Origin of the sequence: Corynebacterium renale, assembly GCF_002563965.1 — a bacterium.
Taxonomy (GTDB): Bacteria; Actinomycetota; Actinomycetes; order Mycobacteriales; family Mycobacteriaceae; genus Corynebacterium; species Corynebacterium renale.
In genome coordinates this window covers 206,318-232,641 of record NZ_PDJF01000001.1, presented here as the reverse complement: position 1 = coordinate 232,641, position 26,324 = coordinate 206,318, and the positions used below count along the sequence as shown (strand labels likewise).

Annotated in this window: 24 protein-coding genes and 1 pseudogene; 12 read left to right on the top strand and 13 right to left on the bottom strand. The window is 60.9% G+C overall.

Annotated features, from left to right (window positions below; genetic code table 11):
- The first annotated feature begins 4 nt into the window (after positions 1-4).
- Positions 5-409, top strand: coding sequence for an imm68 putative immunity domain-containing protein (locus tag ATK06_RS01085; RefSeq protein WP_053072898.1), 405 nt, complete (start codon positions 5-7; stop codon positions 407-409).
- Here the strand turns inward: ATK06_RS01085 and ATK06_RS01080 are convergent.
- Entirely contained in the window at positions 406-1,407 is a 1,002-nt protein-coding gene (locus tag ATK06_RS01080) for a PspC domain-containing protein (RefSeq protein ID WP_053072897.1), read from the bottom strand. The genes ATK06_RS01085 and ATK06_RS01080 overlap by 4 nt on opposite strands.
- Positions 1,408-1,540: 133 nt before the next feature.
- On the opposite strand from ATK06_RS01080, the gene ATK06_RS01075 reads away from it, so the two are divergent.
- Complete coding sequence (locus ATK06_RS01075) at positions 1,541-2,779, top strand: ATP-binding protein (protein ID WP_098389364.1); 1,239 nt, start codon at positions 1,541-1,543, stop codon at positions 2,777-2,779.
- Positions 2,780-2,787: 8 nt separating this feature from the next.
- Entirely contained in the window at positions 2,788-3,423 is a 636-nt protein-coding gene (locus ATK06_RS01070) for a LuxR C-terminal-related transcriptional regulator (protein ID WP_172607444.1), read from the top strand.
- Between the two features lie 416 nt (positions 3,424-3,839).
- On the opposite strand, the gene ATK06_RS01060 is transcribed toward ATK06_RS01070, so the two are convergent.
- The gene (locus ATK06_RS01060; RefSeq protein WP_098388694.1) at positions 3,840-4,127 is read right to left on the bottom strand and encodes a hypothetical protein; all 288 of its coding nucleotides are present in this window, start codon (positions 4,125-4,127) and stop codon (positions 3,840-3,842) included.
- A gap of 493 nt (positions 4,128-4,620) precedes the next feature.
- Between ATK06_RS01060 and ATK06_RS01055 the strand changes: the two are divergent.
- Positions 4,621-6,273 (top strand): annotated as a pseudogene (locus tag ATK06_RS01055) (S8 family peptidase).
- An 83-nt stretch (positions 6,274-6,356) separates the two neighbouring features.
- Here the strand turns inward: ATK06_RS01055 and ATK06_RS01045 are convergent.
- Positions 6,357-6,902, bottom strand: a complete 546-nt coding sequence (locus ATK06_RS01045; RefSeq protein ID WP_098388691.1) for a DUF937 domain-containing protein — start codon at positions 6,900-6,902, stop codon at positions 6,357-6,359.
- A 20-nt stretch (positions 6,903-6,922) separates the two neighbouring features.
- On the bottom strand, positions 6,923-7,336 hold the full coding sequence (locus ATK06_RS01040) for a hypothetical protein (protein ID WP_048381512.1): 414 nt from the start codon (positions 7,334-7,336) through the stop codon (positions 6,923-6,925).
- 59 nt (positions 7,337-7,395) lie between these two features.
- Here ATK06_RS01040 and ATK06_RS01035 point away from each other — a divergent pair, with 59 nt between their 5' ends.
- The gene (locus tag ATK06_RS01035; RefSeq protein WP_048381953.1) at positions 7,396-8,133 is read left to right on the top strand and encodes a hypothetical protein; all 738 of its coding nucleotides are present in this window, start codon (positions 7,396-7,398) and stop codon (positions 8,131-8,133) included.
- Positions 8,126-9,706, top strand: a complete 1,581-nt coding sequence (locus ATK06_RS01030) for a DNA polymerase Y family protein (protein WP_098388690.1) — start codon at positions 8,126-8,128, stop codon at positions 9,704-9,706. Before ATK06_RS01035 ends, ATK06_RS01030 begins: the two co-directional genes overlap by 8 nt.
- Here the strand turns inward: ATK06_RS01030 and ATK06_RS01025 are convergent.
- Positions 9,703-10,347, bottom strand: coding sequence for an AMIN-like domain-containing (lipo)protein (locus ATK06_RS01025; RefSeq protein ID WP_098388689.1), 645 nt, complete (start codon positions 10,345-10,347; stop codon positions 9,703-9,705). The genes ATK06_RS01030 and ATK06_RS01025 overlap by 4 nt on opposite strands.
- A gap of 110 nt (positions 10,348-10,457) precedes the next feature.
- On the opposite strand from ATK06_RS01025, the gene ATK06_RS01020 reads away from it, so the two are divergent.
- Positions 10,458-11,333, top strand: a complete 876-nt coding sequence (locus ATK06_RS01020; protein WP_048381510.1) for a sucrase ferredoxin — start codon at positions 10,458-10,460, stop codon at positions 11,331-11,333.
- Here the strand turns inward: ATK06_RS01020 and ATK06_RS01015 are convergent.
- From ATK06_RS01015 to ATK06_RS01005, 3 genes are all read right to left on the bottom strand, one after another.
- On the bottom strand, positions 11,320-11,997 hold the full coding sequence (locus tag ATK06_RS01015; RefSeq protein WP_098388688.1) for a methionine ABC transporter permease: 678 nt from the start codon (positions 11,995-11,997) through the stop codon (positions 11,320-11,322). The genes ATK06_RS01020 and ATK06_RS01015 overlap by 14 nt on opposite strands.
- Positions 11,994-13,040 (bottom strand): methionine ABC transporter ATP-binding protein, encoded by a 1,047-nt coding sequence (locus ATK06_RS01010; protein ID WP_048381506.1) that lies wholly within the window; start codon positions 13,038-13,040, stop codon positions 11,994-11,996. The genes ATK06_RS01015 and ATK06_RS01010 overlap by 4 nt, the downstream gene beginning before the upstream one ends.
- Before the next feature lie 79 nt (positions 13,041-13,119).
- Positions 13,120-13,995 (bottom strand): MetQ/NlpA family ABC transporter substrate-binding protein, encoded by an 876-nt coding sequence (locus ATK06_RS01005; protein WP_048381504.1) that lies wholly within the window; start codon positions 13,993-13,995, stop codon positions 13,120-13,122.
- A gap of 207 nt (positions 13,996-14,202) precedes the next feature.
- Here ATK06_RS01005 and ATK06_RS01000 point away from each other — a divergent pair, with 207 nt between their 5' ends.
- Genes ATK06_RS01000 through ATK06_RS00990 form a run of 3 tightly spaced genes read left to right on the top strand, consistent with a single transcriptional unit; the run spans position 14,203 to position 19,248 of the window.
- Positions 14,203-17,349: an error-prone DNA polymerase gene (locus ATK06_RS01000; RefSeq protein WP_083986185.1), complete on the top strand. Its 3,147-nt coding sequence runs from the start codon at positions 14,203-14,205 to the stop codon at positions 17,347-17,349.
- 10 nt (positions 17,350-17,359) lie between these two features.
- Positions 17,360-17,815: a PH domain-containing protein gene (locus ATK06_RS00995; protein WP_048381948.1), complete on the top strand. Its 456-nt coding sequence runs from the start codon at positions 17,360-17,362 to the stop codon at positions 17,813-17,815.
- The gene (locus tag ATK06_RS00990; protein WP_231913471.1) at positions 17,812-19,248 is read left to right on the top strand and encodes a PH domain-containing protein; all 1,437 of its coding nucleotides are present in this window, start codon (positions 17,812-17,814) and stop codon (positions 19,246-19,248) included. The genes ATK06_RS00995 and ATK06_RS00990 overlap by 4 nt, the downstream gene beginning before the upstream one ends.
- Here ATK06_RS00990 and ATK06_RS00985 read toward each other — a convergent pair.
- Together ATK06_RS00985 and ATK06_RS00980 are read right to left on the bottom strand one after the other, a co-directional pair.
- Complete coding sequence (locus tag ATK06_RS00985) at positions 19,218-20,558, bottom strand: cryptochrome/photolyase family protein (RefSeq protein WP_048381500.1); 1,341 nt, start codon at positions 20,556-20,558, stop codon at positions 19,218-19,220. The genes ATK06_RS00990 and ATK06_RS00985 overlap by 31 nt on opposite strands.
- The gene (locus ATK06_RS00980; protein WP_048381498.1) at positions 20,555-21,031 is read right to left on the bottom strand and encodes a tRNA (cytidine(34)-2'-O)-methyltransferase; all 477 of its coding nucleotides are present in this window, start codon (positions 21,029-21,031) and stop codon (positions 20,555-20,557) included. Before ATK06_RS00980 ends, ATK06_RS00985 begins: the two co-directional genes overlap by 4 nt.
- 38 nt (positions 21,032-21,069) lie before the next feature.
- Between ATK06_RS00980 and ATK06_RS00975 the strand changes: the two genes are divergently transcribed.
- Together ATK06_RS00975 and ATK06_RS11370 are read left to right on the top strand one after the other, a co-directional pair.
- The gene (locus tag ATK06_RS00975) at positions 21,070-21,918 is read left to right on the top strand and encodes a bifunctional methylenetetrahydrofolate dehydrogenase/methenyltetrahydrofolate cyclohydrolase (protein ID WP_048381495.1); all 849 of its coding nucleotides are present in this window, start codon (positions 21,070-21,072) and stop codon (positions 21,916-21,918) included.
- The gene (locus tag ATK06_RS11370) at positions 21,899-22,246 is read left to right on the top strand and encodes a DUF3017 domain-containing protein (protein ID WP_048381493.1); all 348 of its coding nucleotides are present in this window, start codon (positions 21,899-21,901) and stop codon (positions 22,244-22,246) included. The genes ATK06_RS00975 and ATK06_RS11370 overlap by 20 nt, the downstream gene beginning before the upstream one ends.
- Positions 22,247-22,699: 453 nt before the next feature.
- Here ATK06_RS11370 and metX read toward each other — a convergent pair whose 3' ends face one another.
- The 3 genes from metX to ATK06_RS00955 all read right to left on the bottom strand — a co-directional run bounded on the left by metX (position 22,700) and on the right by ATK06_RS00955 (position 25,993).
- Positions 22,700-23,833, bottom strand: coding sequence for a homoserine O-acetyltransferase MetX (gene metX, locus ATK06_RS00965; protein ID WP_098388687.1), 1,134 nt, complete (start codon positions 23,831-23,833; stop codon positions 22,700-22,702).
- A 44-nt stretch (positions 23,834-23,877) separates the two neighbouring features.
- Positions 23,878-25,191 carry an O-acetylhomoserine/O-acetylserine sulfhydrylase gene (locus ATK06_RS00960; protein ID WP_098388686.1) on the bottom strand — a complete coding sequence of 438 codons (1,314 nt, stop codon included), beginning with the start codon at positions 25,189-25,191 and terminating at the stop codon, positions 23,878-23,880.
- Positions 25,192-25,315: 124 nt separating this feature from the next.
- Positions 25,316-25,993: a hypothetical protein gene (locus tag ATK06_RS00955; protein WP_048381490.1), complete on the bottom strand. Its 678-nt coding sequence runs from the start codon at positions 25,991-25,993 to the stop codon at positions 25,316-25,318.
- Between the last annotated feature and the right edge of the window lie 331 nt (positions 25,994-26,324).

Below are 26,324 nucleotides of genomic sequence, written 5' to 3'. Positions count from 1 at the left end.
TTACATGGCTATCCGCTCGATGTGGAGCACCCTCTACGGCAATACGGCTGATGCCCAGTACATGTTGAAATGGTTGCGGGATAACTACACCGAACCGGTAGCACTGGAAACCGTCTTTCAGGATTCTGGTTTAGAGGAGCTCCACGGTAACTACACCACCGCAACGCTTCCAGCCCTGGGTGGGCTCCCAGCGTTTACGGTGGCGGCGAATTTGGCTTCGCTCCTTGTTGCTGCACGCGGGCATGGCCCAACGTTTGCGATTCAGCCGGATGGGCAACGCGTAGTTCAACTTGCGACAGCACTTAAATACTTTGCGCTGAGCCCCGAAGACCACCTCGTCGCCGATGAATTCGACGATCTCTACGAGGCAGCCGACGGGGCAGAGGCGTTGCGCGCGAAGTTGGATTAGTCGTCTACGTCTGCTTTATCTGCGGGGATGACTCGGACGTCGCCAATACCGGAGTTGATTGTGATGGTGAGGCGGGGGCCGGAGGCGTCGTCGTTAAGCGTGGTTGGGCCGGTGTAGTCGCCAACTCCGCCCTGGTAGACAACGGTGGTGGGGATGGTGCGCGGGCCGATAACGGTGACGTCGCCGATGCCACTTTCGATGGTGATGGAGCGGTCCTCGTCGAGAGTGTGTTGGCCGCGTAAGTCCAGGGTGAAATCGCCGATTGTGCGGCTGTAGCTGTCCTGGAGCTGGGAGGTGGCGGCGGTGGGCGCGTCGTCAGTGTTGTTCGTGGTGACGACGAAGCCGAAAAGACCGACAAATAGTGCGATAATCGCTAGGAAGACAGCGGCAATTCCGAGGATGAGGCGGCGCACCCAGTTCGTCTGCTTGGGTTCTTCGCCAGGTTCGGGGAGGTCCCACGCGAAGGGGGCCGCACCGAGTGGATCCCAGGACGGGGGAGTCTGCTGGGTCGGGCCATCCGCAAGGAGTGGTTCTTCGACCTGATCAGGGCCCTGTGGGAACGGCGCAATGGGGGTGCGTTGGTGCAGGCCATACAACGCTAACCCAGCGACGATAAGGCCGACGAGCATTCCGCCACCCGCGATCCCGCCGGATGCGGGAACGCCACCCAGTAGCGAAATTACGACGAGCACAAAAATCACCCACCCAGTGCGCTTCTGCTGGTTAAACTCCGGGTGCCCCTTACCATTTCCGTTCAAGGCGGCATCTAGCGGTCCGAACGTGTTCGTACCCTTGGGCATGAGGCCCCAGGCCAACAGGTAGAGCGCGATACCACCGCCACCGGCCAAAGTAAGGAGGGCGAACACGACGCGCACGAGTGTCACGTCGACCTGGTAGCGGATAGCGATGCCTTGGCACACGCCGGCGAGGGTGCCGCCTTCGACGCGGTGTGGTCGGGTCTTCCACATGTCGGAAAAAACTTCGTTTGTTGAACTCATGCTTTCATTCTGGCGGCTATGGCGCGGAAATACATCGGGGAAAGTCCCTGATTTTCCCGCGTGGGGCGGGGACGGATTTTTCAGGGTTTCTCCCGATGTGCCCGTGGACGCCGCGTGGGAGAATGGCTACATTATGAGTGATTCCCGTACGCCCCAGGCTTACCAGGCTGAACCCCCAACACCCGCGGGGAGGGCCACGTACCCATTCCCGAAGGCAGTGCGTGCTAGCAGCAACGACGACGGCCGCGTGGTCGCAGGCGTGTGCGCCGGTCTATCCGACCACCTGGGTGTCCCTGTTTTGTGGGTCCGTTTGGCGTTTCTCGTCGCTATCTTTAGCGGTGGTGTGGGCATGTTGGCCTACATTGCACTGTGGGCATTGCTTCCGACTGGTTCGGTCCGTGTGCAGGAGGGCGTAGGTTCGGCGAAGAATCCAGGGAAGGCCACGAATAGGGTCCTAGTTGTGCTTGCCGTTATCGCGGCTGCGGTCACGCTGAGCTTTATTACGGACTTTGCCGGCCCCTTGCTCCTTTTCCTGGTGCCACTCGCCCTGGGCGTGGTGCTGGTGTGGCGTGCTTACGACCGGGGTTTGCGCAGCTGGTCTGGGATCTTGAGCGTGCTCCTTGGCGTGGTGCTGAGCTTGGGAGGCGTAGTGATCGTCCTCTTCAGCGTGGTCCGCGGTGAGGACGAGGACGTCACCAGCAGCCTGTTCATTGCGTTGCTGGCCGTCACAATTACGTTACTGGGAGTGGGTGTTTTGGCCGGGCCTGGTGTGATGCGCCTGTGGAACCACATGGCTGATTCCCGGGTGGAAACCGCAGCGGCTACGCAACGCGCAGAAATCGCATCTCACCTGCACGATTCTGTGCTGCAAACCTTGGCGCTCATCCAGAAGCAGGCCGATAATCCTGCCCAGGTGGAGCGCCTTGCCCGCAGCCAGGAACGCGAACTTCGGCAGTGGCTCTTCGCCCCGGAAAGTACCCGGGAAGAGTCCGCGTTCGGTGAGTTGCAGCGGGTGTGCGCTGCTGTGGAGGATCGGTTCGGAGTGTCGGCGAATCCGGTGACGGTGGGGGAGGACCCGCAGCTCACCGGTGGTGTGCAGGCCACTATCGACGCCGCGAGCGAGGCCATAACAAATGCCGCTAAGCACGCCGGGGTAACCACAGTAGACGTGTACGCCGAACACCTCGGGGGAACCTTCGAGGTGTTTATCCGCGACCGGGGCATCGGCTTTGACCCCGCCGCAGTGGGGGAGGACCGCCACGGGATTTCCGATTCCATCACCGGACGCATGGAACGCGCGGGCGGTTCAGCCCGGGTGCGATCCACGCTTGGGCAGGGAACTGAGATCCACGTGTCGGTGCCGGTAGAGTAAGCCTCATGGTGAGCGTATTTCTTGTCGATGACCACTCCGTCTTCCGCGCCGGAGTGCGTGCCGAACTCAGTGGCAAGGTGGACATCGTCGGCGAGGCCGGGACTGTCGCCGACGCCATCGCCGGGATCAACGCGACCAGCCCCGATGTAGTGCTTATCGACGTCCACATGCCCGCCGGCGGCGGACTCGCAGTAGTCCGCGGCGTCTCCGTCGACACCACCTTCTTAGCGCTGTCGGTCTCGGATGCCGCCGAGGATGTTATTTCGCTCATCCGGGCGGGCGCCCGCGGGTACGTCACCAAGAATATTTCCGGCGAGGAACTCGTCGACGCAATCGTCCGCGTGAACTCGGGTGACGCTTACTTCTCCCCGCGCCTGGCCGGTTTTGTCCTGGACGCGTTCGCAGGCGCTGACGTTGCCCCCGAACCGGAACCCGACCACGACCCCATCGTGGATGCCCTCACCCGCCGTGAACTCGAGGTCCTGCGCTTGTTAGCACGTGGTTATACGTATAAAGAAATAGCCGCCGAATTGTTCATCTCGATCAAGACGGTGGAAACTCATGCTTCTAATATTCTGCGGAAAACCCAGCAATCCAACCGGTATGCACTATCACGCTGGGCAGGCAAGCGCGGGCTGGACTAGGGCGTGCGCTTAGTGGCGCATTTATTTTCATAGCCACGCTATAAATTGTATGGACACTCGCTGGACGTCTATGTTGGGTAAGCAAAACTACTTGAGTTGATGCTTATTCTAGGGGGTAAATAAAAATGTTAGTAGCATTTACGGCGTTGGTTGTCTTTATCGCCGTACGCTTGCTTGGGCGTCTCATAGTGCAAGGATCTTTCCGAATCGATCGGCTGACAATCGCTTCAAGCTGTTTGGCGGCTATCGGATTTTTGATTCCGTCATTAATAGCTTTACTGACGGGAAGGTGGATGAGCTTGATAGAACTTGTTATTGTCCTGCTTGTTCTTTCGGCTCTTATTTCGATTGTGTGGAAGATTTTTTCGATCATGCATGAACAGAATTCGGAGGAATAAGGTTGTGTGCGGTCTAGGCTAGTCGCGGATAAGTTCGTCGAAACCAGCTGCGGTGATGTCGTGTAGTGCCTCTATGAGGCTGGGATAGAAGGCCTCGGTACTATCGTGATTGCCGAGTGTTCGGTGCAGCTCGAAGGTTTTCATGTTCAGCCATACCTGTAGCGCTATCCCGTCATCGGTTTCCGTATATGCGAGGTCGAGGCGGGTTAAGTTATTTGTGGCGCGTTGGAATTCGTCTGGCGCCATGGGCGCGGTACCGTATTTTTGGTTCAAAAATGCGTTGACCAGGTCTAGGACGTTTTGCATAGCTTGTGTCGGTTGGGGAGAAGGAATCGTTTTATAGATTAGCGCTTGCGTGCGCGGCGCTATAGCGATGGTATGAAGTGCGGGCCCGGTTGCCCCCGAAAAGGTGGGGGTAGAGCTTCCGAATGTGTTGGACTCTGCCCAAATGGGTTGCCGTGGGACCTCTTGGCCGTGGAATCGCAGCCCTCTCACGTTGGTGTTTACGTTCGCGTAACTACCTTTAATTTTCTACTATATAAAGCTGAGAAAAATCTGAGATTTGATGCTGCGACGATGGGCTAATGTGTTTAATCGCTGATTTTCTTAGTTGCGTCCCGAGGGGGTAGCCAAGAACATCGCAAGCCAGAAGTAGATACTTTGAAAGGCAATGGATGGTTAATATACCGCGTAATCACTGGAAAACTCGCGCTTATCGGCGAAGCGTCCTGGCGGTCGCAACAAGCCTGGCAGTGTTGGGGGGGGGGCGGCATGAACGTAGCCTCTGCACAAGAAACAGATGCAGAAGGGGTCGAGGAACGAGTTCGTTCTGAAGAGCGGCTGGAGTCTCCCGTCGACTCTCCTGAGGAAAAAGAAACAGATCGATTCATTGTCCGATATAAGGACAATGCTCACAAGAAAAAGCAACGGCAGCGTACCGCAAACAAAAGCTGCTGTGAAGGAAGACCTTGAGATTGAAGAGGTTCGAACTCGTAGCGACGGTACCGTCGTCGTGGAAGTGGACGAGGTTCTCGATCCAGTCCGCGCAGAGAACTTTATGGACGAAATGCGCTCCAGTGGTGATGTTGAATACATCGAACCGGACGCCATTATGCAGCCTTTTGCATTGAATGACGAGTTCTATAATCTCCAATGGCACTTTCACGGTGAGTTTGGTGGACGTGTTGAGCAAGCATGGGAGGCGGCCTCGAACCAGGGTGAAGGGGTGACTGTCGCTGTCGTCGACTCAGGCTATGCCTATCACCCAGACCTTGATGGCAATATTGTCCCAGGTCTGGATTTCATTTCTGATCCCAACATGGCACGTGACGGCAACGGTCGGGATAACGATCCGACAGATGAGGGCGACTGGACTGGCCCCTACCAGTGTGGCAATAATGGCCGTGGCACGGTGTCTTCCTGGCATGGAACGCATGTGGCAGGCACTGTTGCAGCTCAAGCCGGCAATGGCATAGGTGTGGCTGGCGTAGCACCCCGCGCAAAAGTGCAGCCACTGCGTGCTCTGGCAGCCTGCGGTGGTTATACTTCAGACATTGCAGACGCAGTACTGTGGGCCTCAGGCGCCCAGGTGAAAAATCTTCCGATTAACCGGACTCCAGCGCAGGTAATCAACATGTCCCTTGGTGGTCAAGGGGTGTGCTCCCGGACTTACCAGGAGGCCATCAACGAAGCTCGTTCCCGCGGTTCCGTTGTGGTCGTCGCCGCTGGCAACGAACGTCAGAATGCAGGGAATGTGCAGCCAGCAAATTGTGACGGAGTAATCACGGTTGGTGCATCTGGTGAGTCTGGCGCCGTAGCGTCATATTCAAACTACGGTCATGTCGTGGATATCACTGCGCCGGGTGGTGACTTCCGCACCGATCGTGGAATTCTTTCAACACTTAACTCGGGTTAGTCTGCCCAAGGTCGGCCGAATTTTGCCTATTACCAGGGCACCTCGATGGCGACTCCTTTTGTCTCGGGCATTATCGCCAATATGTTGTCTGAAAACCGAAATCTCAGTCCTGACGAGATCGAGAATATCCTGAAAGACACTGCTCGCCCCATGTCGAATTGTCAGGGAGGCTGCGGAGCTGGTCTTATCAACGGTGGTGCGGCAGTCGAAGCTATTAGTGGCGGCCCAAAACCGACGCCTAAGCCAGGGCCAGAACCAACGCCAGAGCCAGAACCTGCGCCAGGGTTAGATCCAGAACCAGGACCTGTGCCATTGCCGGAACCGGAACTGCCACCTGTGAATGACGATGAACCACAGGAAACAGGGCGTCCAGTTCCCCCGGTAGAAACCAAGCCTAATCCGTGGCGTCCGCGCGAATGGTCCCCATGGGACCTTCTGGATTACAACTCGGATGGAACCCTGCCGGACAGGAGTGAACGGCGTCCTAGCCCTGGATTGATTTATCGCTGGTGGAAAATCTGGACCTGGACCTTATAGGTAACTAGCGGGTTAAGCAGAAATGACAAAACACTTTGTGCCGACTTGGTACAAAGTGTTTTCGCTTTAAGGGGACCTTAAAGCTACTTCTTAGATCCCAAGACACTGCCCAGGATGCCGCCGAGTGCGCCACCAATGCCGCTGTCGGTGGCCTTGCCGGCTGCCAAGCTGCCCAAGAGTCCTCCCAAGACGCTGCGTACTACGCCACCGCCCTTGCCGGAAGCACCGCCGCCTTGAACCTTGCCGGCTAGCCAGGACATAAGCAGTGGGGCAATAATCGGCAGAAGTTTCTGCACCAGGCCGGCACCGCCGGCGGTAATGCCACCAAGCTGTTGGGCTACCTCGTTGCGTTCGGAACCGAAGACGTGGTTGGTAATCTTTTCGCCGTCTTCTTCGTCGACGTCATCGATGTTGACGGTGCCGTCGATAAGCGAAGGGTCGTGCTGGTCAAGCGCAGAGCTTAAGGCCTGCTCGCCGGAATCGTCCTGGGAATTGTCGCTCATTTTGGCCAGGAGCGCCGGCACAAGAGCCTGCAGGGTCGAGCTGACGGTGTCTTGGTCGGCGCCTACGCGAGCAGCAATCTTGTCGACAGGAAGGGAGGATAGGAACTGATTTACAGAAGAATTCATGACCCCACCGTACAGAAAACTTAAGCGTAGGCGAGGGAACGCGTGCCATCGATATGCGGAAACGTCCAGTACATCCACCCAAAAACGCCTAAGAATACAAGGCCCACGCCCCACCACGGCATCGGCGCGAACGCGGGTACAAGCATGAGCGCCAACCAGACGAAGAAGAGGGGAACCACCTGCCAGAAGCTGGGGCGATACATGATGCCGCGTTCCTCTAGGAAGGCGCGGATTGCGCGTCGATACGGGTGGCTGAAAATCAGGAGTAAGCCGGAGCCGATACACACGGCCATGCATACAACCTGCAGGCTTCGGGACATGGAGGTGCCCAGCACAGCAACGCCCAATGCGAAGAGAAGCGAAGTTCCTACCCGGACCACCGGCGGGGTGGGGATCGGGGTGGTGCGTGCGCGCATGCTGCTGTAGGCGTTCATGAAAATTAAGGCTACCAGCGGGGTTGACGGGCAAAGAATCAGAAGCGATAATGGACCCCATGACGGGAACAGGTGTGCGAAAAGTGGGGGATCTTCCTGATCTTTCACACATGTCGCGCGAGGAGCGCATCGCTACTTTGCGTACCCGCATGTCCGTCATCGAGGGTGGCGCGCACACCGCCCCGCAAGAGGAAGCCGTAGCGCCGAAAGGCGTCATTGACGTTGGTGAACGTCTCCGCGCAATCCTTCCTGATGGAGGGCTAGCGCGCCGGGCAGTCACTGTTGTAGGGGAGAGTTTTCAACTGGTGGCTTATATCCTAGCGCAGGCTACCGACGCCGGATTGCGTGCAGGGGTCGTTGGGTGGCCTGAACTAGCATTCGCAAGCGTGGACGATATGGGCGGGCGGCTGCAGCGTATCGTCGCCGTCCCTGAACCGGGTACGCACGGCCTGCACGTGGCCACGGTACTCAGTGAGGGCTTGGACCTCGTGGTCTACCGGCACGCGAGCCAAGGGAAGCGTTACACAATCCCGCCGAGTGTAGCCCGCCCCCTCGAAGCGAAACTGCGCTCAGGGCGCGCAGCCTTCCTGCTGAGTGGCGCGCACATTGCCGCACCTGCAGCCACGCTTGAAGGGACGGTCACCAGCTTTCACGGCTTGGCCCGCGGCTCCGGGAGGATTACCGGCGTCGATATTAACGTCACCGTCCAGGCGCGCGGCCACGTACCGCAGGCCACGACTTTGACCGTAGGCCACACCCCGACAGTCTCCACGGAAGGAACGATCCGCGTTGTCTAGCCACACCACGCGCATCATCGTGGTGTGGTTCCCCGACTGGCCCCTGCACGCGTGGGCACTCGCCCACGACACCACGCTGGAAGGACCCGTCGTCCTCTACGCCACGCACCGGGTCGCCGCCTGCACGCTCTCTGCCCGCCACCGGGGAATCCGCCGCGGCATGCGCCTGCGCGAAGCCCAGGCACTCATCCCCGGGCTTACCGTTGCTGAACTCGACGAAGACAGGGACGCCCGCTACTTTGAACCAATCGTCGCAGGGCTTGACGACGTCGCCGCCAACGTCGAAGTCATCCGCCCCGGACTCATCGCCTGCAACGCCGCAGCGCTGGCAAAGTTTCACGGCAGCGAAGAAAAAGCAGCCGAACTCCTGGTCACCGCCGCCTCCCGGCAGGGTATCGACTGCCAAGCCGGCATCGCTGACGAATTACCCACCGCCATTATCGCAGCCCGCCACGGTGCCGTAGGCGCAGTCATCCCTCCACAGCACTCTGCCCAGTTCCTGGCTGTCCAACCCCTCGACGCCCTCGTCGCCGACGCCGCCCTAGGATGCGAACGCGACACCATCGCCACGCTGCACGACGTCGGGGTACATACACTCGGGGACCTTGCGAACTTGCCCGGAAAATCAGTGAGTAGCAGATTCGGCTCCGCGGGAATGCATGCACACGCCATCGCCCGCGCCACGCCCAGCCGCGGCATAGCGCCCGCCGAAGCCGGCGCCGACCTCTCCGTGAGCCTCATTCCCGAGGAACCCATCGAACGCGTCGACGCCGCAGCCTTCGCCGCTCGCACCCTAGCCGCCCAACTTCATAACCGCCTGGCCACAGCAGGATACGTATGCCACCGTCTGACTATTGAAGCAATCATCGCAGGTACCAGCCACCAGCGAACCTGGCGTACCCGCGAACCCCTTACGGAAACCGCCACCGCCGACCGTGTGCGCTGGCAACTCGACGCCTGGCTGACGTCCGGGATACGTGGAGCGCTCACCGAACTCATCTTGAACCCCATCGAAGTAGCGGTTCCCGAATACGCATCCACACTGCTGGCAGCGAATACCGTCGCCGACGATGAAGCAGCCGCCACCGTCATCGCACGCGTCGCATCCCAGCTGGGGCCCGACGCCATCGTGCGGCCTGTCGCCGGCACCGGGCGCGGGGTCGCGGACCGCGTCTACCTCATCCCCGCAGGCGATGAACCCGAACCGGCTACTGCCGGGAAGCCCGTCCCCGGCAGGCTCATGGGGCCACTGCCTGCGCGGCTCGGCCCACCGGCGACGCACCCAGCGGCGCGCGTTGTGGTCGTCGATAAGCACGGGCAACGGGTGGGGGTCAACGCCGAAGCCCTCCTGACCGCAGTGCCGCACGCCCTACGCTGGGGGAAGAAAAACTACCTGATTACCGGGTGGGCTGGGCCCTGGCCTGTCGACGGCCGTTGGTGGGATGCCGCCACCCCGGAAGAAGGACGTGTGGCCAGAATCCAAGTGGTGGGAAAACGCGAAAACCACGCCCCAGAGACCGGATGGGTACTCGTATGGGGGCGTGGAATGTGGCGGGTGGAAGCCGTGTACTAGTAGACGATATCGATGACTAGGCGCGTCGGATCCTGCAGCACCTGCACCGAATACGGAGCCTCCGACTTCAGGCCGATGACGTACTGGGTGCGCGCCTCAAACGTGCCGGCCTCCACAACCTCAGTGACAACCTTGGTATCCGCAGAAGTGAAGCGACCCAGCGGCTTACTTTCCATACCCAGCGTAAACGGGTAGGTGGTGTTATCAATGTTTACGTTCAGGGACGTCTCGCCCGGAACGTCAATGAGGCGACCCGACGCTTGCTGGGCAGGGAACTTCTCATACGTAATAAACCAGCCAGGCTCACCCTCGCCAGCTAAATCGAACACCACGCGATCAAAATTGCCATGGGAGCCTAAGCGAACATCCTTGACCACAAGTTCGCCAGGAGCCTGCGGCCGGTGGGTCTTCATTTCCCGATTCGCCGCACCCAAAGGCTGGATACCAGCCTCCGACTCCGTATCCCCGGTAGGGGCAGGCGTGCTCGTGGTTGTGACCATGGACGTCGACGTTTCCGTAGCTACCGAGGGGCTAGCAGTCTGGTTCCCGGAGTCAGCGCAGCCAGCCACAATAGCTGCGGTAGCCGCGATGGACGCCACCGCAACCGCACGACGTGGTGCAGACGATACAAAAGTGAACATGATTCCCACTGTACTTTTCTGATCCCGTGAAACCCACCCCAAACCCCTCCACGCAAGAAAAAGAGTCTAGATTGTTATCACTCGGGCGCCCCTAAGGCTAGGGTAGGGGCATGTTCCAGTCACGGTGCTCAGATGCTGCAGTCGAACCACTCCCGGGTACAGCGAAGCGTATGGACGTGTGCCTTGCCCTCGAATACCCCTACTCGTGGAGCCACGACGTACTCGACGGCAATACCCTCGGCGAACTCACCGGGCCGATCAAAGAACACCTCGCCACCCGCGGGGCAGCCCTGCAACTGATTCGCCGCGCCGGGCGTGCCGGCCACGGGGGCCAGCCCAGCGATCAGCGCAGATTCCACCTCTACCTCTTCTTCGTCCGCGAAGGTATTACGGAGGTGCTCAAAGTTGATGGGCCCGAAGCAATCCTTGACGTAGACCTCTCCGGGCCCGGCAAGAATGGGGCGCTGCAGGTACACCACCCCGTACTTTTGGTGTGCACGCACTCCAAGCGCGATGCCTGCTGCGCGGTGAAGGGCCGGCCTTTGGCTGCGGCGCTCGATGCGATGCTGCCGGCGGAATGGGTGTGGGAATCCTCCCACACGAAGGGCCACCGTTTTGCCCCGTCGATGTTGCTCATGCCGTGGGGTTATTCTTTCGGGCGGCTCGGCCCGCAGCCAGCAGCCGCCGCGGTGGAGGCAGCGTCCCGCGGTGAACTGTTCTACACCGGCAACCGGGGCCGCGGGTGTTTTGACCCGCAGGGGCAGGTCAGCGAGTTGGCCGTCGCGAAGCAGCTTATTAGCACCTCTGGTCACGCACCTTTGGGCGAAATCTGTGCTGAGGGTGAAAAAGCCACGTACGCAGGACGTACGTGGCAGGTGCACCAGCACCAAGTGGAGGTGCCGGGCGTGGTGTCCTCCTGTGGCGATGAACCCAAGGTGGGCAAAGCCTGGCAGGTGGACGAAGTAGTGGAGACTACTGGCGCATAATCTTCTTGGCCACCCAGTTGCCCAGGAACTGGGCCAGCTGGACCAGGATGACAATCGCGATGACGGCAACGTACATTGCCTCGGTGTCGAAGGCGCGGTAGCCGTAGACGATGGCGAAGTCACCCAGACCGCCGCCGCCGACGTAGCCGACCATCGCGGACATGTCGACGATGGCAATGAAGATGAACGTGTAACCAAGCACCAGCGGGCCGAGGGCCTCGGGGATGATGACAGAGGTGATGATCTTCATCGGGGAGGCGCCCATGGAGCGGGCAGCCTCAATCACACCGGGGTCAATACTGACCAGGTTTTGCTCCACGATGCGGGCCACGGTGAACGTGGCGGCCACGACCATGACGAAGATACCGGCATCCCGGCCCACGGAGGTGCCCATCACCTGCAACGTAATCGGCTGCAGTGCGGCGATGAGGATGATGAACGGGATCGGGCGGACGAAGTTCACCAGCAGGTTCAACACCGTGTACACGGGTGTATTCTTCAGGATGCCGCCCGGGCGGGTGGTGTAGAGCAGCATGCCCACAACCAGACCCAGGATGCCGGCCAGCACCAGGGTGATGGCGACCATGAAGAGGGTGTCGCTAATAGCTTTGACGAAGGTATCGCCCAGGCGATTCCAGTCGGCAGCAAGGTATGTCACGTTCATCGGGTGATCTCCTCAATGGTGGTGGTGCGCTGCAGTGAAGCGTAGAAAGTCTCGATAGCGTCCTCCGGGCCAGTCAGACGCACGGTCATCTTGCCGAAGCTGTGCTGCTGCAAGGTGGTCACACCGCCGTGCACGATAGCAATCGACACGCCGGCTTCGCGGGCCTCGGCAGCGGCGCCGAAGAATCCGGAATCTTCCGTCAGGTCGATGGTGAAGAGGCGCCCGTCGTGAGCCAGGAGGTCTTCAGCTTCAACGTGGTCGGGGGTATTGCGTAGCGACGTCGCCACGAACCGCTGGGCCACCGGTGTCTTCGGGTCGGAGAACACGTCGTAGACGCTGCCGTATTCCACAACCTTGCCGGCTTCCATGACGGCTACCTTGTCGGCAATGGTGCGAACTACGTCCATCTCGTGGGTAATCACGACGATGGTAATACCCAGCTCCTTGTTCACCTTCCGAAGGAGTTCCAGCACGTCGTGCGTGGTCTCCGGGTCGAGGGCGGAGGTCGCCTCATCGGCGAGAAGTAGGGAAGGGTTCGTCGCGAGCGCACGCGCAATACCCACGCGCTGCTTCTGGCCGCCGGACAACTGCTCGGGGTAATGGTCGCCACGATCGGACAGGCCGACGAACGCCAGTAGTTCCTGCACGCGGGCGGCACGTTCTGCCTTATCCATACCCTGCAGCTGCAGTGGGTATGCAATGTTGCCCGCCGCCGTGCGCGACCGGAACAAGTTGAACTGCTGGAAAATCATGCCAATGTTTTTGCGGATGCCGCGGAGTTTTTTCTCCGGCATGCCCACAATGTCGGTGCCGTCGAGAAGCAACTGCCCACTGGTGACGGTATCCAGACCATTGATCAGGCGCACCAGCGTGGACTTGCCCGCGCCGGAGTAACCGATGACACCCAAGATTTCGCCGGGTTCGACGGTAAGGGTGACCTTGTCGACGGCGACGGTGCGCTCGCCCTTCTTGTTTTCAAAAACTTTGCTGGTCTCCACAAATTCAATGCGGGTACCCGGCGAAGTTGGTGCAGCTGCGTTCATCTGCCTATCCTCAAACTTTTTTCATGGAAAAAAGCGGTGTCCCGACACGATCGGACACCGCCTCTACGTGCAGCTTATATTACTGTGCTGCCTTAATCTGGTCCTGCAGGCGAGTGGTGATTTCCTTCAGCTGCTCAGGGGTGCGCTGAACGGATACCGAGGTACCTGCGGAATCCTCAGCGGTAGCGTCCTGAACTTCCTTGGTGTGCCACAGTTTGCCCAGCTCGATGAGCTTCTGATCGTTGGCGCGGTCAGCGCGGACAACGAAGGCGTTGATGTATGGCTCAGCGGCAGGGTTAGCTGGGTCGTCAGCGAAGACGGAGCTCAGCGGATCGATGCCCGCGCGGTCCAGGAAGGAGTTGTTGATCACAGCTGGCTTGCCTTCGCCGTACGCGACGGTGGTCTGTGCTGCATCAACTGGGGTGACGGTGACCTTGGACTTGGCTTCGTCGATGTCAGCTGGGGTGGGCTCCAGGAGGTCCTCCTGCTTCAGGGTGACCAGGCCAGCCTGGACGAGCACGTTAATTGCGCGGCCCTGGTTGGTGGAGTCGTTAGGAATAGCAACGGACTGGCCTTCGATGCCATCGAGGGAGTCGTGGCCCTTCCAGAAGATAGCCAGCGGAATGATCTCGGTAGCAACGATCGGGGTGAGGTCAGTGCCCTTGCCCACGTTGTAGTTCGCCAAGAACTTCAGGTGCTGGAACTGGTTAACGTCAATGTTGCCCTGATCCAGTGCGTCGTTCGGGGTGTTGTAGTCGGCGTAATCGACGAGCTCAATGTTGTAGCCCTCGCGCTCTGCGACCTCTTCGAAAGCGGTCCATGCCTTCTTCGCGGAGTCGGTGGTGCCGATGCGGATGACGTCGCCCTCAGCCTCGTTGGAAGAGGAGCAGGCGACCAGGCCAGTTGCTGCTACAACTGCTGCTGCGCCGGTGGCGATAATCTTGCGGAGTTTCATTGCGGGATCCATTTCTGTGTGGTCTTTAAATGTTGGTGGAAACAGTAGCACCGCTTAGACCGCTTGGTCTAATTCCTCCCATCTGCAACAAACAGCTTGGTCTATAAGGGCAGCTGAGCGGGTGTTTTAATTTTATTCACGCCGCTCTCTTGGGTGGCTAAGATGGCACCTTGGCGGCAAGGTTCGAACGTGTGTACTATGCATTGCATGAGGTTTAACGGCGGCTCGCGGATGACATGGTCACGCATCGAACGCATCCTCTCCGGGGCGGACACTCCGACGCCTATCCCGGTAGGCGACGGGGCAGAAGACACCCTGCGGGAGGTGCGTCCGGTGTGCGATTCCGGGCCCGCCTTCGCAGAGTTGCATACAACTAGTTCCTACAGCTTCTTAGGCGGGGCTAGTGACCCGGAAGAACTCGTCGATAGGGCCTGCGAACTGGGTTTATCTGCCATTGGTTTATTAGATTATGACGGATTCTACGGGGTGGCAAAATTCGCTGAACGCGCCGCCGAGCGCGGAATGCCCACCGTATTCGGCGCGCAGTTAAGCCTTCCCGACGGCCACCTCGGTGTCATCTGCAAAGGGCCGGAAGGATACAAGCGACTCTCCCACGTCATGACTGGCGCCCACATGCGCGGGTCGAAGAATAAACCGGAATACTTGCCCCTCGAACTGATTGCCGAGGACCTAGCCGGGCACTGCTACGTGCTGGTAGATCACACGTGGGCTACCCATTTTTCCCGGCTGCACAGCGCTTTCGGTAACCACTGCGTCCTGGAATACCAGGCGCTCATGGTGCCCGAAGACTACGACAACAACCACGCCCTCGACCGGATCGCGTCCGAATACCCTGATCTGCCAGCAATCTTAAGCGCCCGGCCCACCGCCGCCACGCGCAGTGACGCGCGCCTGGCTGCAGCGAAGCATGCGCTGGCGCTCCGGGAAACGGTGGGGGAGTCCGCCCCCTACGCCCACCCCATGGGTGCCTCGTGGTTGCGCTCTGGCGCCCAGATGTCCCAGCTCGTCCCGGACCGAACCGACCTGCTGCCGGCGACCGTCACCTTGGCACACGAGTGTGCCTTCACCCTCAACCTGGTGGCCCCCAATCTGCCCGCGCACCGCACACCAGACGGCCACACCGAGGCCACCTGGCTAGCCCACCTGACCTGGGAAGGCGCGAAGAAAAGGTACGCCACCCGACCTTTAAGCATCCGTGAGGCCGCGCGGAAACAGATCGCATACGAACTTCAGGTCATCGAAGACTTAGGCTTTCCGGGTTACTTCCTCATCGTGTGGGACATCGTGGACTTCTGCGGGCGGGAAAATATTCTGTGCCAGGGCAGGGGGTCGGCGGCGAACTCTGCCGTCTGCTTCTCTCTTGGAATCACGAACGCCGAGCCCATTAGTTCAGGTCTTCTCTTCGAGCGTTTCCTCTCCGCAGATCGCGATGGCCCACCAGACATCGACGTCGATATTGAAGCTACGCGCCGCGAAGAGGTGATTCAGTATGTGTACCGCACCTACGGACGGGATAACGCAGCTCAGGTAGCCAACGTGATCACGTACCGCACGCGCGGTGCTACCCGGGACGCCGCACGGGCCTTGGGGTACCCGCAGGGCAGCGCCGATGCGTGGGCGAAAGGTACCGCGGAGGTGCCCGACGACGTCGTCAAGCTGGCCGGGAAGCTCAAGGGACAACCCCGCCACCTGGGGATCCACTCCGGGGGTATGGTGATCTGTGATAGGCCGATTGCCGACGTCGTCCCCACCGAATGGGCGCGCAAGGAAAACCGGTCCGTGGTGCAGTGGGACAAGGATGATTGCGCAGCCGCCGGCTTAGTGAAGTTCGATCTCCTAGGTTTGGGCATGTTGGAAGCCCTGCACCACATGATTGACCTGGTTGCGGAGACCACCGGGCGCGTCGTGGAGCTGTGGGACCTGGACCTTTCAGAAGCCGGCGTCTACGAGATGCTCTCCCGCGGCGACGCGGTGGGCGTGTTTCAGGTGGAATCGCGCGCGCAGTTGGCCACCTTGCCCAGGTTGAAGCCCCGCGAGTTTTACGACCTCGTCGTTGAGGTCGCGCTCATCCGCCCGGGGCCCATCCAAGGCGGGTCCGTGCACCCCTACCTGCGCAGACGCAACGGGGAGGAGCCGGTGACCTTCGACCACCCGGTCTTGGAGAAGTCGCTGGGCCGCACGCTCGGCGTCCCATTGTTCCAGGAACAGCTCATGCACATTGCCGTCGACGCCGCCGGATTCAGCGGCGCGGAAGCCGACAACCTGCGCCGCGCCATGGGGTCCAAACGTTCGCCGGAGAAAATGGAGGCCATGCGCACCCGCTTCTTCGACGGCTGCGCGCAGACCAGTGGTATTACCGGCGACGTTGCCCAGACCCTGTGGAACAAAATTGTGGCATTCGCCGCCTACGGTTTCCCGGAATCCCACTCGCAATCTTTTGCGTCACTGGTGTTTTTCTCCGCCTGGTTCAAGCTGCATTACCCGGCGCACTTCTGCGTGGGCTTACTGCGCGCCCAGCCGATGGGCTTCTATTCCCCGCAGTCGCTCATCCAGGATGCCCGCCGCCACGGCGTGCAGGTACACCCCGTTGACGTGCAGGAATCCGGCGTGGAATCAGCTGTGCTTCACGACGCCACCATCCGGCTCGGGCTCGGGCTCGTAGCAGGGCTCGGCGCCGCTGCTGCCACGCGCATCGAGGAAGCACGCCGCGCCGGCCGGTTTACCAGTATCGCCGATGTGGCGCGCCGTGCAGACCTGACCGTCCCGCAGACGGAGGCGCTGGCTCGCGCGGGGGCGTTTGATGGGTTTGGGGTGAGCCGTCGTCAAGCATTGTGGGAGGCAGGTGTCGCAGCCACCGAGCATGAGGGAATGCTGCCTGGCCTTTCGCAACCGCAGGCACCGGCACTGCCCGGGATGAGCGCGTTTGAGATGCTCGCCGCTGACATCCTCTCGACCGGGGTAACACCCGCCACGCAGCCCATGGAAATGTTCCGCAACGCCCTGGACCAGCACGGGATTGTGCCCGCGAACCGGCTCATGGATTGTGCCGATTCCACGCGGATCAGGGTGGCGGGAATCGTGACGCACCGGCAGCGGCCCAACACGGCTTCCGGGGTGACGTTTTTGGGCATGGAGGATGAGACCGGCCTGATGAACATCATGGTCTCGCCCGGGTTATGGAAACGCCAGCGCATCGTGGCGCGCACTGCGAAGGTCCTGGTGGTGCGCGGAATTGTGCAGAACGCCAACGGTGTGGCCTCGGTGGTTGCGGACAAACTGGAGGAATTACCCGTCGGTCAGTGGCTCTCGCGAGGCTCCCGTGACTTCCGTTAACCTAGGGCGCATGGAATTAAATCCCGTCAGCAGAAAACTTATCTGGTCCCGCTACCTTGCCAGGATTCCATTCCTTCTTATTGTGACCGGATTCTTCGCGTGGGCAGGGTTCCAGTGGTCGCAGTGGTGGCACATCGGTACCGCGATTGTTGGCCTGTTCACCCTGTGGCAGCTGTACCTGGTCCCATCCCAGGTACCGCTGATTGGGTGGAAGGAAACCGACGACGAATTCCTCATCACAAAAGGCAAGGTATGGCACACGTTTACGGTGGTCCCGTACGGGCGTATCCAGTACGTGGATGTCACTGCCGGGCCCATCGACGGGATGTTTGGGCTCAAGACCGTGAAACTGAATACGGCGTCCGCGTCATCCGATTCTTCGGTTGAGGGTTTGCCTAACGACGTCGCCGACGCCCTGCGCGACCGCCTCTCCGTCAAGGCACGTGAGAGGATGAGTGGCCTGTGAGCGCACCGCTTGAAAGCCCGGAAGAAGAGCAGGAGACCTGGCGGCACGTCCACCGTGCTACGCCGCTGCTGCGCTTCTGGATGACCATCGTGACGATCCTGGCAATCGTCGCCTTGAACCTGACCGGCGGGGCAATTGCGTCGATGTGGGCATTCCTCACCGGCGGTAACTGGCTGCCCTTGGTGATCGGGGTAGTGGCTTTGGTTGCCGTGTGCGTCGCGATCTGGCTGGCCAGCGGAATCTGGTGGCGCTACACCCGCTTCCGCGTGGGCGAAGAACAAGTGGAGCTGCGTCGCGGCGTCATCAGCCGTAGCCACCGCACCGCCCGCTACGAACGCATCCAAGCCATCGATGTCACCGAACCTTTCCTACCGCGGCTTTTCGGCCTGGCAGGGGTGCGCGTCGAAACCGCCGGCGGCGGCGATTCCGTCCTAGAAATCGCATTCCTGCCCCAGAAGGAAGCCGAGGAATTGCGCGCGGTACTCCTGGCCCGCGTGCACGGCACTCCGGCCGAAGTTCCTGCCACCGAGGTCAGCGCGAGCACCGACGCTACTGCGGCGCTGCGCACCCCGGACGGTCGGCTTCTCGACGACGGCGTGGACCGCATGGCCACCGGCGACGTCGTCGTCCCCACTGTCCCCGTCAAGCGCTCATTTATGGCTTCGGTTCTTTCACCCGGCATGATCATCCTGATTCTTGGCTTCGGGATTGTCATGGCCGCGGACCTCAACGTGGCATCTGTGGTTGCGTTCTTCGTCGCGGTAGGCCCGTCGGTGTGGCGGATCATTGATAGGTCCTGGCACTACACCGCCACCTTCGACTCCGACTCCGAGGTCCTTAACCTGGCGTACGGATTAGCCAACAAGCGCCATCAAGCCGTGCCCCTGGACCGCGTCCACTCGGTGGAATTACACCAGCCCACCTTGTGGCGCCTTGCCGGGTGGTGGCAGGTTCGCGTCAATATCGCAGGCTACGGGGTAAGTTCCGCCAACCAAGGTTCCACCGACATCCTGCCCGTAGGTTCTATTGAGAACGGCAAGGCCATCATGGAACTCCTCGTCGGAGCCCCGCAGGATGAGGGGATAACGTTCGAATCCCCCAAGCGTGCCCGCTGGCTTTCGCCACTAGATCGCAGAAAGCAGTCCATCACGTTGCACGAGGGTTTGACGGTCACCCGCTTCGGGTGGGCGCACCGCCGCATAGCGGCCATCGACCCCTCGCACATCCAGGAGCTTTCCTACGTCCGGGGCCCAATCGCGCGCCTAGCGAACGTGGCCACAGTCCGCCTCGACCTGGTACCCGGCCCGGTGAGGATGAAGGGCCGCGACCTCGACCCCGCCGACGCCGAAAAAATTATGCGGATCCTACGCCAGCGCACCCTGCCGGATTACACGGGAGCGAATTACAGCGGTCCCGACTTGACCACTTCGTAGGCTGCCAGGGCTTCGCGGCGGGATTCCTTCAGGTCCACAATCGGGGCTGAGGGCAACCCGCCGCGCACCTTCAACCAATGCGACGTGTACGCGGAAGTTGGGTCGAACTTCTTTTGCTGCAACTCTGGGTTGAAGATGCGGAAATACGGGGCGGCGTCGGCCCCACACCCTGCGACCCATTGCCACGAGAACGGGTTGGTGGCTTCGTCGGCGTCGACAAGCGTGTTCCAAAACCACTGCTCACCGTCCTGCCACGGCTGCAACAGGTTCTTGGTCAGCAGGGAAGCGGCGGACATGCGCACCCGGCCATGCATCCAGCCGGTGTGCCAGAGTTGTGCCATGCCGGCGTCGACGAAATCGATACCCGTTTCCGCGCGCTGCCAGGCCCGCACCACATCAGGATCCGGCTGGTAGGGGAAGAGTTCGAACTGCGTGCGCAGCGGGCGCGTAGCCAGTGCGGGGTGGTGGTAGTAGATGTGCCAGCAGAATTCACGCCAGTAGAGTTGGCGGATCCAGGAATCGGCGTCTTCACCGGAATGCGCGCTCACGGCCACGGCCACGTACGCCGGCGACAGATTCCCCGAACGCAAGTAAGGCGATAGTTTGCTGGTCCCGTCGGGGGCGCCGGGCAGGTCCCGGTCAGTCGCGTACCCCGGCACCCAGGCTGTGTCGGTGACGTGCGCCAGCCCGGCAGTCTCACCAGGTTGCCAATGCTTCTCGACGGTCTCCTCCCACCACGCCGGGCCAGGCGCTAGCAAGCCCAGCTCCTCGAGGGTAAGCGGGGATTCGGCCGTGGCACGTGCATCCTCCGGAAGCGGCCCCGGTGCCGGCAGCGGGTCGGAGAAACCACGCTCGCTCGCGGCCCGGTAAAACGGCGTGAAGACCTGGTAAAACTCTTTGCCCGCGGGCGCTACCTCGAAAGGCTCCACAAGCAACGAACCGGCATGCGAATGTGCGGAAACGCCAGCTTCACGCAGGGTCTGTTTAACCTCCGCGTCAATCGCGCGGGCAGCGGGCGCGTAGCGCCGCGACCAGCGAACCGTTGTAGCACCTAGCCGGGCCGCCAGTTCCGGCACCACGGAACGCGCGTCGCCGGCGGCGAAAACCAGTGGCACCCCAAGGTCAGCCAGAGAATGGCGAAGCTCTTCCAAGCTGCGGTGATACCACCACCGCACCGCAGCCCCCAGCGGGCGGGGCCCTACGGATTCCCGGATCCAGACGGCTACGGTGGGGCCGTCGTGAAGCGCGGCGGTCAGTGCGGCGTGATCGGTGACACGCAGGTCGTCCCGGAACCAGAGCAGAGTGGTCATACGGCGTCCGGGTAGCCCAGTTGGCGCCACGCCTCGAAGGTGGCGATCGCCGCACAGTTGGACAGGTTCATGGAACGGCGGGCGGGCAGCATCGGGATGCGCACCTGGTCCGTAATCCGCGGATGCGCCACGTGCTCCGCAGGCAAGCCGGTGGGTTCGGTGCCGAAGAGCAGGACGTCGCCAGGTTGGTAGGCCACGGTGTGGAAACCGGTGCTGGCCTGCGTGGTGAACGCGAAGACGCGCGCGCCGGGCAGGGACTCGAATAGGGCGTCGATGTCTTTGTGGATGGTCACGTCGGCGAGGTCATGGTAGTCCAGGCCGGCGCGTTTGAGGTGCTTATCGTCGAAATTGAAGCCCAGCGGTTCCACGAGGTGCAGGTGTGCGCCAGTGTTCGCCGCCAGCCGGATCGCGTTACCAGTGTTACCGGCAATGACGGGATTATCGAAAACAATGTGAAAAGGGGCACCAGTCATTGCCCCCACATTAGTCCCCCGTGGTCCATAATGGGGGAGTGACTGCGACTAAACTAGACGGCAAACTTTTCCGCGCTGAGCTTATCGACGACCTCACGGCCCGCGTCGCAAAGCTAAAAGAACACGGCATCACCCCCGGCCTTGCCACCGTGCTGGTGGGCGACGACCCCGGTAGCCAAAACTACGTGCGCATGAAGCACAAGGACTGCGAGCAAGTAGGCATCAAATCCATCCGCAAGGACCTCCCTGAGAACACCACCCAGGAGGAACTCAACGCGGTTATCGACGAACTCAACGCCGACCCCGCCTGCACCGGCTACATCGTGCAGCTGCCACTGCCCAAGCATCTCGACGAAAACGCCGTCCTCGAACGCATCGACCCTGCCAAGGACGCCGACGGCCTGCACCCCGTCAACCTGGGCAAACTGGTCCTGAACGAGCCAGCCCCGCTGCCGTGCACCCCGAACGGTTCGATTGCGCTGCTGCGTCGCTTCGGCGTGGAAATCAACGGCGCAAAGGTTGTGGTGATCGGGCGCGGTATTACCGTGGGCCGCCCCATCGGCCTGATGCTGACCCGCCGCTCAGAAAACGCCACTGTCACCCTGTGCCACACCGGCACCAAGGACCTGGCCGCTGAAACCCGCCAGGCGGACATTATCGTGGCAGCATCTGGCGTGCCACACATGCTCACCCCAGACATGATCAAGGAAGGCGTGGCAATCCTCGACGTTGGCGTTTCCCGCGTTGACGGCAAAACCACCGGCGACGTCCACCCCGACTGCTGGGAAAAGGCCGGCTACATTTCCCCGAACCCGGGCGGTGTGGGCCCCATGACCCGCACCTTCCTGCTGGAGAACATCGTCGCCCGTGCCGAACAGTCCCTATAAAGCAACACACGAAGAGGCGCTGGCCAACCCGCATTCGGTAGACCAGCGCCCTTCACTCCTGCCCGAGTGGGCGCAAAAGCTGCTGGTAGTGCTGTTCGTTGTGATGGTTGCCGCGTCCGGCGTGTGGGCTGTAACCGAGCACTGGCGCCGCGCTACCACCATGCTGGGCGTGGCCATGCTCTGGCTGGCGGCCGCTCGGGGAGTGTGCGACGACCGCTACGTGGGGCTTTTCTCTGTCCGGTCGCGCAGATTCGATGTTGCTTTCTGCACGTTAGTGGGGGCGGCCCTTACATTCCTGGGCGTATCGGTGGATGCGCTGGGAAGCTAAGGCGTAAATTGAACATTTGGCAGCCGTTTTAATTTTATTCAGGTAACTTTGGGCCGAACCGGCTGTCAAATGTCCGGTTTCCCTTCTGGCGCTGGCTGCGGCGCAGGCACCTAGATGAGCCAGCTGCCGTCTTTTTCTTTCACCTGCATGGTGGTTTCGCGCACTGCGCCCTTAACACATTCCTAGCGGACGTCCACGTGCCAGGTATCCCCAATAAGGCGGCTGCCCTGAATGGCCTCACCGTCGTGCGTGCATTCGTCGTTGGGAGAGAATTCAAAATAACGGCGGGGATCATCCTCAGGGTGGTAACCGGTGGCATGGATGACGTCGTAAGCAATTTCTTCAGGTCCGCCGTTGGATCGTGCAGCGTCATTGATTCAGGCGCCCTGCCCAGGAAGAGGCCGAGCGCACCACAGGAGAGAAGTGTGAGTAGGGTAACTAGGCGGCGCATGCCTAGATATAGTATTCAATCACGCCTTTACTGTCGACGGCCTCCGGATCCAAGAACTGCACAAAGGCGCGCACGATGCGGTCCATCTGCCGAGTTTCTGCTAAGAAGGCGTCGTGTCCGATGGGGGAGACGATCTTAGCCATACCGATCAGGTTGCCTAGGTTGCGGGAAAGGTGTTCCTGCTGGTGGTAGGGGTACAGGATGTCGGTATCCACGCCAGCTACCTGCACTGGCACCGAAATGTCGGCCAGCGCCCGGTTGAGCCCGCCGCGGTCGCGGCCTATGTCGTGGCGGTTCAATGCTTCGGTGAGGACCACGTAGGATCCGGCGTCGAAGCGTTCTACAAGTTTGGCCGCCTGGTAGTCCAGGTAGCTCTCCACTGCGAAGCGTTGTGCCGGGTCGCGGTAGGGGCCTAGCGGGTTTTCGCCGCGCTGGGGTGCGGTGCCGAAGCGTTCATCAATTTCTTGTTCACCTCGGTAGGTGAGGTGGGCGATGCGTCGGGCCGTCGATAAGCCAGTGACGGGGGCGGGCCCACCGTAGTAGTCTCCGCCAGCCCAGTTGTGGTCGCCGGTGATCGCGCGGATTTGGGCGCCCTGGATGCCGATCTGCCAAGCGGACGCCCGAGCCGAGACCGCAATCACGCACGCCGCGCCGACGACACCCGGGTACATGTACGCCCATTCCAGGGTGCGAGCCCCGCCCATGGAGCCGCCGATAACAGCCGCCACGCGTGTGATGCCCAAGGCGTCGAGGAACTGCTTTTCGGTGGACACTTGGTCGCGGACGGAAATCGCGGGGAACCGGGATCCCCACGGCTGCCCATCCGGTGCCACCGACGACGGCCCGGTTGTGCCCTTGCACCCGCCGAGCACGTTGGTGCAGATGACGCACCAGTGGTCGGTATCCAGGGCCTTGCCTGCGCCGATGAGGTCGCCCCACCAGTCGGCGGCGTTGGAGTCGCCGGTCAGTGCGTGTTCGACGAGGAGCACGTTGTTCGTGCCGTCTTCGTTGACGCGGTAACGCCCCCAACGCTGGTATGCGACGGTCACGTTGGGGATGATGGCGCCGGCCTCTGTGCGGACGTCCCCGATGGGAACTTCGGCCAGCTGACCTGCGGGAGCAAGGGGAGGATACATGGGTGCTTTCTAGATGTGCCCGGGCGTGCCCAGGTGTGCCCTGATTAGAGCGCTGCGAAACCGGCCTTGAGGTCATCGAGAATGTCCTCGATGTTTTCGATGCCCACGGACAGGCGGACCGTCGATTCTGTGATGCCGGCGCGTGCTAGGCCGTGTTCGTCGGACTGGGAGTGCGTGGTCGTTGCGGGGTGGACCACCAGCGAACGGACGTCGCCGATGTTTGCAACGTTAGAGTGCAGCTTCAGGGCGTCGATGAAGGTCCATGCCGCATCCTTGCCGCCCTCCAGGTCGAAGGAGAGGACGGAGCCGGTGTACTTCAGGCCGAGCTTTTCCTTGATGGGGTACCACGGGGAATCTGGCAGGCCGGCGAAATTCACGCGGGTAACCTGCGGCTGCTCGGCCAGGAACTCAGCGACCTTTTGTGCGTTTTCATTATGCTTCTCGACGCGCAACGCCAACGTATCCAAACCTTGGAGTGTGACCCAAGCGTTGAAGGGGGACAGCGTAGCGCCCGTGTCACGGATAACGCCAGCGCGAGCCTTCAGCGCGTAGGCTGCCTCGCCGAGGTCAGCGTAGACCAAGCCGTGGTATGCGGGGTCTGGGTTGACGAAGTACGGGAAGACGGGCTTGCCGCCGCGTTCGACCTTCCAGTTGAACTTGCCACCGTCGACGAGGATGCCGCCCACGCCGGAACCGTTGCCGGTGTAGAACTTGGTCAGCGATGCCACAACGATGTCTGCGCCCAGCTCGAGCGGGCGTACTAGCGCTGCGGTTGCGATGGTGTTGTCCACGATCAGTGGCACGGAGTTACGATGTGCCACCTCCGCAATCACTGGAATGTCCAAGACGTCTGCCTGTGGGTTGGCGAAGGACTCGGCGTAGAAGGCCTTAGTGTTTGGCTTTACTGCAGCTTGCCAGGATTCGGGGTCGTCGGGATCTTCGACGAAAGTGAACTCGATGCCCAAGCGGTCCAGGGTGACCTGGAAGAGGGTTTCGGTGCCGCCGTAGAGGCGTGGCGAGGTAACGATGTGGTCACCTGCTGCGGCCAAGGTGAGAATCGCCGCGGTCTCTGCAGCCTGGCCGGAAGCAAACGCTACGGCTCCGACGCCACCTTCCAGGGAAGCGATGCGCTTCTCAAGGGCGTCGACGGTCGGGTTGGTCAGGCGGGAATAAATAGGGCCCGCATCGGCGAGCGCGAAGCGGTCCGCCGCATGCTGGGCATCGTTAAAGACGTATGAAGTTGTGTTGTAAATCGGCTGGTTGCGAGCCCCGGTGTCCTGGTCTACTTCCTGTCCCGCGTGGATCGCACGGGTGGAAAAACCCCACTGGTCAGCATTGGAATTGTCGTACTTTGGCATGGTGCCTCCTTCGTTGAATGAACTATGTAAGGCACTTTAAGTGGACCAAGCTGTCTACTGCAATGGTCTGTCTAGTCCCAAGGTTGCTGCCAGCGCGAACGCATGAATTTAAATGGCGGGCGGGCTAGGAGCTACGGCCATGGCGCGTGGGTTTCCGGGAATTGAGCACAGCCGTAATCCCCAGGATAAGTAGACCCAACACGGCAATCCCACCCACGATAATCAGCCCCCACGACGGCCCGTCAAGTTCATCGGCACACTCTTTGAGAGCCTCACGCGTGGCCAGCTGGAGTTCGTTGTACTCCGCAGCGCGGTCTTCGAAAATGTCCTGCTGAATCTCGTAGAGCCGCACACCAGATTCCGCTTGCCCGGCTAAAGCTTGGCGGGCTAGGGCGGCGGGATCGTCGTCGATACGCGCGGCTGCACTGCGGGCCTCGTCTGCGGTGTACCGGCTGGTGTTTGCCTTGGCGTCGGGGGTGAGTTCGGCGTCGGCAGCGGCGTTACGCTGCGGAGTGAGCATCCCTAAGCCTTCGGTTGCACCGGTCTCGGCGAGGCGAAGCTGCAGCTCACCGGGGTTGTCCTCGGCGCCGGCGTCGTAGGCCGCAATCGTGGCACCCAGGTCCCCGAGCTCGGCAAGACGCTTCTCGACAGCATCGCGCGTCAACTCATCCCAAAAGTCCACAGTCTCCTGCGTATCGACGACGCACACGCCCGCATCCTGATCCACGGATACAGACGCGTGCGCAGGTGTCATCGCCATAGCTGCAATGCCAAGTGTGAGAAGAATTCCAGAGGTCCGCATGGCGTCTCAGTGTACTTGAAGCTCCTGCTGAGGTCTTGTGCGCAGGTGGCGCGCTGTCTATGGTGTAAACATGATACTTCTAGGCATTCTGGCAGCGGCTATAGCGGTTCTCGTAGGATCCTTCTTGTCACCTGGATTAAATTTCTGCCTGTTATATTGTGCGCTTCTGATAACCGGAATTTGGGGGCTGGTTATCTGGAATATTGGAGTGGGGCTTGGGACGATTATCTACGGTCCCATGTTGGTTGGTGCGTGCCTAGGATTTTTGATGTCGAGCCTGTGGAAGCTCGTGTTTAGGAAACGCGGGTAGCCCCAAGTTAGGAAAGGCCCG